We start from the raw sequence: 4,240 nt of genomic DNA, 5'->3' as shown, positions 1-4,240 counted from the left end.
TCGCTGGTCTTCAGGTCGACGCCCGCGAACCCGGACAGCATGCAGTCCTTGCCGCCGCTGTTGAGCATCGTGACCGCGACGCTGCCCTCGGTGTCGCCGTCTATGGTGTTGTCCTGTGCCGAGATGTCCAGGTCGTCGGTCCGGCACTTGCCGACCTTGCTGTTGGCGTCGGACCCTGTCCCGGCGTCCTCGCCCTGGCCGCCGGAATTCTGCCCGCCGGAGTCCTTGCCGCCGTCCTGCGCCGAGCCGCCCGAGCCCGATCCGCTGTCCGAGGAGGACGAACTGGACGCGGCCGAGGGGTCACCCTGTCCCGTGGTGTCCTCGTCGTTGCAGGCCGTGAGAGAGAGGCTCGCGGCAACGGCCAGGGCGGCGAAGGTGATCTTGTGAACGCGCATCGTCTGTTTCCTCGGAATCGGTTGGGGTGCCGGTCGCTGCTCCGTACGAGCGAGCGTTTCTGATCACCAGGACCCGCCCGGCCGGATGAATCGTTCCGCCCAACCCCTCGCTAATACATCCCTGTTACACGCATGACAGCTACCACCAGCACCACGACCGCGCACCACCCGCCCCCGCACCGCCGCCGGGGTTCGGTTGCGGCGCGGTCGCGCACCGTTTCGCGTCCGCGGCCCGCTGGGACAGACCCGTAACCCGGACTGCCTTGACCCCGGCGGGCCGCTTGGCCTCTCTCCGTGCCGGGCCGGGAGGGGCAGGAGAGGGTCCGTTGCACCCGACAGAGACGGTGCGGGAAGTGTCGGGCGTGGGGGAGTGGCGGCGTCGCACGATGAGGCCATGGACGACACGACCTTGGTATCCCGCTTCCTGCGCGACGGCTTCGTGAAACTGGAGGGCGCCGTCGCGCCCCGCGTGGCCGCGGACTGTGCGCGGCTGCTGTGGCGGGAGACGGGCCTCGACCCGGACGATCCGGCGACCTGGACGCAGCCCGTGCACTGGGTGGCCGGTATGGCGCAGGGGCCGTTCGCCGCCGCCCCCAACTCCCCCTCCCTGCACCGCGCGTACGACCTGCTCGTCGGCGCCGGACGCTGGGAGCCGCGCTACTCGCTGGGCACGTTCCCGCTGCGTTTCCCGCACGAGGAGGAGCCGGACGACGCGGGCTGGCACATCGAGGGGAGCTATCTGCCGGAGGGGGAGAGCTGGTACTTCACCAACCTGCGTTCCCGGGGCCGGGCCTTGCTGATGCTGTTCCTGTTCAGCGAGGTCGGGCAGGACGATGCCCCGACCCGGATCCGGGTCGGCTCCCACCTCGACGTACCGAAGATCCTCGAGAGGTACGGGGAAGACGGGGCCAGCGGACTGACCCTTGCGCCCGACCTGGTGGCGGCGACCGACCACCGGCCGCTCGCCCTGGCCACCGGATCCCCCGGCGACGTGTTCCTGTGCCATCCGTTCCTGGTGCACGCGGCACAGCCCCACCACGGGGCCGGGCCGCGCTTCATGGCCCAGCCGCCGCTGATGCCGGCCGCGCCGTACGAACTGGAGCGGGCCGACGGCGCGTACTCGCCCGTGGAGAGCGCGATCCGCCGGGGCCTGGGGCGCGACACCGTTCGATGATCGTGCGAGGGTGCCCCTATGACGACCGAGCGATTCGAAGTGCAGCGACAGGTAGCAGCGCCCCCGGAAAAGATCTTCGCGTTGCTGTGCGAGCCCTCCGGGCACGTGGCGATCGACAGTTCGGGGATGCTGCAGTCCGCCGAGGGGAAACCCGTACGCGCAGTCGGCGACGAATTCGTCGTCCACATGGATCGTGAGGCGTTGAACGACTACCCGCTGGGCAAGTACGACGTCACCGTGATCATCACGAAGTTCGAGCAGGACGCCCTGATCGAATGGACCATCTCCGGCCAGGTGCAGCCTCCCATCCGGCACCTCTACGGCTATCGGCTCGAGCCCTGCGAGGGCGGCACCCTGGCCACTTCGTACTACGACTGGAGCGAGATCGAGGAACGCTACCGGGAGGCGAACATCTTCCCGGTCATCCCCGAGGCGGGCCTTCGCGCGACCCTGGGAATTCTGGCGCGGACCGTGGAGTAGCGGCCGGGGCTCAGGTCTGCTTCACCAGAACGGCGCGGGTGTAGAGCAGGTCGAAGCCCTGGCGCTGCGCGTTCTGCTGGGACTTGGAGCCGGGCTGGGTGGTGATGACGGCGACGTCGCAGCCGGCGGCCGCGGCGTGGGCGAGCCGGTAGGAGAGCAGCGCGGTCTGCACGCCCCGGCGGCGGTGTGCGGGCGCGGTTGCCGCGCCGGTGAGCTGCGCGATGCCTTCGGTCGTGCGGAAGCCGGCGCCGCCGGCGATCACCCCGTCGCGCAGCGCGACGCAGCGGGTGACGCCGGCTGCTGCCGTGAGGTCGCGCATGGCCCGGGCGATGACCTCGCGCGGGAACTCTTCGTGCGAGGGCACGCCTTGCGTATCGGGGTGGGCGAAACCCTCCGCCACGACGTTGAGCCAGGGCTCGAACTCCTCGTCGCCGCTGGGCCGGACCTCGATCCCGGTCGGCGTGCTGCGCTCGCGCCAGGTCTTGAGGTCCAGGCCGAGCACGTTCTCAAAGGATGTGAGCCGGTAGTCCCGTTCGGTCAGCAGGGCGGCGATCGCGGGATCGGCCAGGTGGGCGAGTTCGATCTGTACGGGGGAGTGGCAGGCCGCGAAGGCCTGTTCGACCTCGTCCAGAGCGGCCGCACTGGGCACGCCGCCGAAGCCGAGCCCCGCAACCTTGTTGAGCGGTGAGCCCTTTTCGGCGAAGCTCGCCACGCCGCCGGCGAGAGGGGTCACGAAGCCCTCGGTGTCCGCCCTGCGGCGGCGGGCGGCCTCGCTGCCCGTGGCGATGAGCTGCGCCTCGGCCCGCTCGATGCGGGCGGCCAGAGCGGTGTCGCAGAAGAGCGGCGAGTGGTCGGCATTCATGGGGTTTTCGTGCTCCCTTGTCGGTCGGTGACCTGCTTCCGCACTTGCGGTGTCCCACCCGTGTTGCCTTAACCGCGTCGCCCCAGCGTCGCGGACTTGAGCGAGGCACTCAAGCAGGCGGCGCGGCACACGACCTCTTGACTCCCCGGCGCCCGCCCTGTTCTCCTTGCCTTCGTCAGTGGATGAGCCACTGATTCACTCATCGACTCAGACTCCGAGCACTCTGAGCACTCCGAGTACCACAAGCACTCTGAGAGGCCACCCCGTGGAGACGCTGCCGCGCGAAACCGTCGTCGATCTGCTGGAAGGGCGGCTGCGTGAAGAGATCCTCACCGGCCGGTATCCGGCCGGGAGCTATCTGCCGCCCGAACGCGAACTGGCCGACGGCTACGGCGTCACCCGCACCACCCTCAAGCACGCCTTCGGCCGGCTCATCCAGGCCGGACTGCTCGAAACCCGGCACGGCGTGGGCACCCGGGTGCGCGACTACGCGCGGCTCGGCGGCGCCGACCTGCTGCCCATGCTGGTGCGGCACAGCCCTGAGTGGATCACCGAGGTCTTCGAAGTCCGGCGCTCCATCGGCGCGTTGATCGCCGGGCGGGCCGCCGCCAAGGCGACCGACGGGCAGAAGGACGAACTGCGCACCCTGCTCGACGCGGTGAAGACCGCACAGAGCGGGGATGCCGTGCAGCTCGCGGACGTCGAAGTGCACCGGGCACTCGCCCGCGCCACCGGCAACCGCGTCTACGCCCTGCTCACCAACACGCTGTTCAACGCCTATCTGCCAGTCAGGGCCGCCCTGGTGGGGCCCTTCACCGACCCGGACGCCGCGCACGCCCGCCTCGCTCCGGTGATCGACGCCGTCGTCAGGGGCGATGAGGCCGCGGCCGGCTCGGCCGCCGATGACTATCTCACCGCCACCGAGCGCATCATGCTGGAGGGCCTCAAATGAGCGTGCGCGCAACAAGGTTCGCGGAGACCATGCTGGGCAGCGCCCGCCTCGACGCCGACGGGACCGACCGCCGCGCCCGCCTCGACCTGCGGGTCAGCGCCGATACCGTGCTGCGGCCGCTGGGCACGACCGAGGCGAGTTTGGCCGGACGGATCCGGATAGCCGGGTGGGCCGACGACGCCCGGGCGGCCGGCACGCTGGAGATATCGCCGCTCGCCCGCCGCCGGATCCGCTACCGGCTGACCTTCACCGCGCAGGGCCGCCGATTCACCCTGGACGGCTGGAAGTCCATCACCCCGCTGCACCCCGTGCGGTCGATGACCGTCCTGCCCTTCACGCTGTACGAGACGTACGAGGACAAGGAGCGGCCGGTCGGG

General features: G+C 70.4%; 4 protein-coding genes and 2 pseudogenes. 4 read left to right on the top strand and 2 right to left on the bottom strand.

What is annotated here, in order from left to right; all coding sequences use genetic code 11:
• Nucleotides 1-395: pseudogene (locus ACQKIP_RS41170) on the bottom strand (DUF4232 domain-containing protein); the annotation flags it as partial.
• Nucleotides 396-789: 394 nt separating this feature from the next.
• Here ACQKIP_RS41170 and ACQKIP_RS41165 point away from each other — a divergent pair.
• Both ACQKIP_RS41165 and ACQKIP_RS41160 read left to right on the top strand, forming a co-directional pair.
• Nucleotides 790-1,569: a phytanoyl-CoA dioxygenase family protein gene (locus ACQKIP_RS41165; RefSeq protein ID WP_365856667.1), complete on the top strand. Its 780-nt coding sequence runs from the start codon at nucleotides 790-792 to the stop codon at nucleotides 1,567-1,569.
• 18 nt (nucleotides 1,570-1,587) lie between these two features.
• The gene (locus tag ACQKIP_RS41160) at nucleotides 1,588-2,049 is read left to right on the top strand and encodes a polyketide cyclase (protein WP_365856669.1); all 462 of its coding nucleotides are present in this window, start codon (nucleotides 1,588-1,590) and stop codon (nucleotides 2,047-2,049) included.
• A 10-nt stretch (nucleotides 2,050-2,059) separates the two neighbouring features.
• On the opposite strand, the gene ACQKIP_RS41155 is transcribed toward ACQKIP_RS41160, so the two are convergent.
• Nucleotides 2,060-2,911, bottom strand: a complete 852-nt coding sequence (locus ACQKIP_RS41155) for a GNAT family N-acetyltransferase (RefSeq protein ID WP_365856671.1) — start codon at nucleotides 2,909-2,911, stop codon at nucleotides 2,060-2,062.
• 265 nt (nucleotides 2,912-3,176) lie between these two features.
• Here ACQKIP_RS41155 and ACQKIP_RS41150 point away from each other — a divergent pair, with 265 nt between their 5' ends.
• Nucleotides 3,177-3,863 (top strand): FadR/GntR family transcriptional regulator, encoded by a 687-nt coding sequence (locus ACQKIP_RS41150; protein WP_365856673.1) that lies wholly within the window; start codon nucleotides 3,177-3,179, stop codon nucleotides 3,861-3,863.
• Nucleotides 3,860-4,240 (top strand): annotated as a pseudogene (locus ACQKIP_RS41145) (hypothetical protein); the annotation flags it as partial. The gene ACQKIP_RS41150 and the pseudogene ACQKIP_RS41145, both read left to right, overlap by 4 nt.

Source organism: Streptomyces sp. NPDC059900 (assembly GCF_050270335.1).
GTDB lineage: Bacteria > Actinomycetota > Actinomycetes > Streptomycetales > Streptomycetaceae > Streptomyces.
The sequence above is the reverse complement of the archived record's forward strand: the minus strand, read 5'-3'. Positions and strand labels throughout refer to the sequence as shown.

Bases quoted from the DNA above. Each gene is read 5' to 3' on its own strand.
- ACQKIP_RS41165 (WP_365856667.1), top strand. From the start codon at position 790: ATGGACGACACGACCTTGGTATCCCGCTTCCTGCGCGACGGCTTCGTG.
- ACQKIP_RS41160 (WP_365856669.1), top strand. From the start codon at position 1,588: ATGACGACCGAGCGATTCGAAGTGCAGCGACAGGTAGCAGCGCCCCCG.
- ACQKIP_RS41155 (WP_365856671.1), bottom strand. From the start codon at position 2,911: ATGAATGCCGACCACTCGCCGCTCTTCTGCGACACCGCTCTGGCCGCC.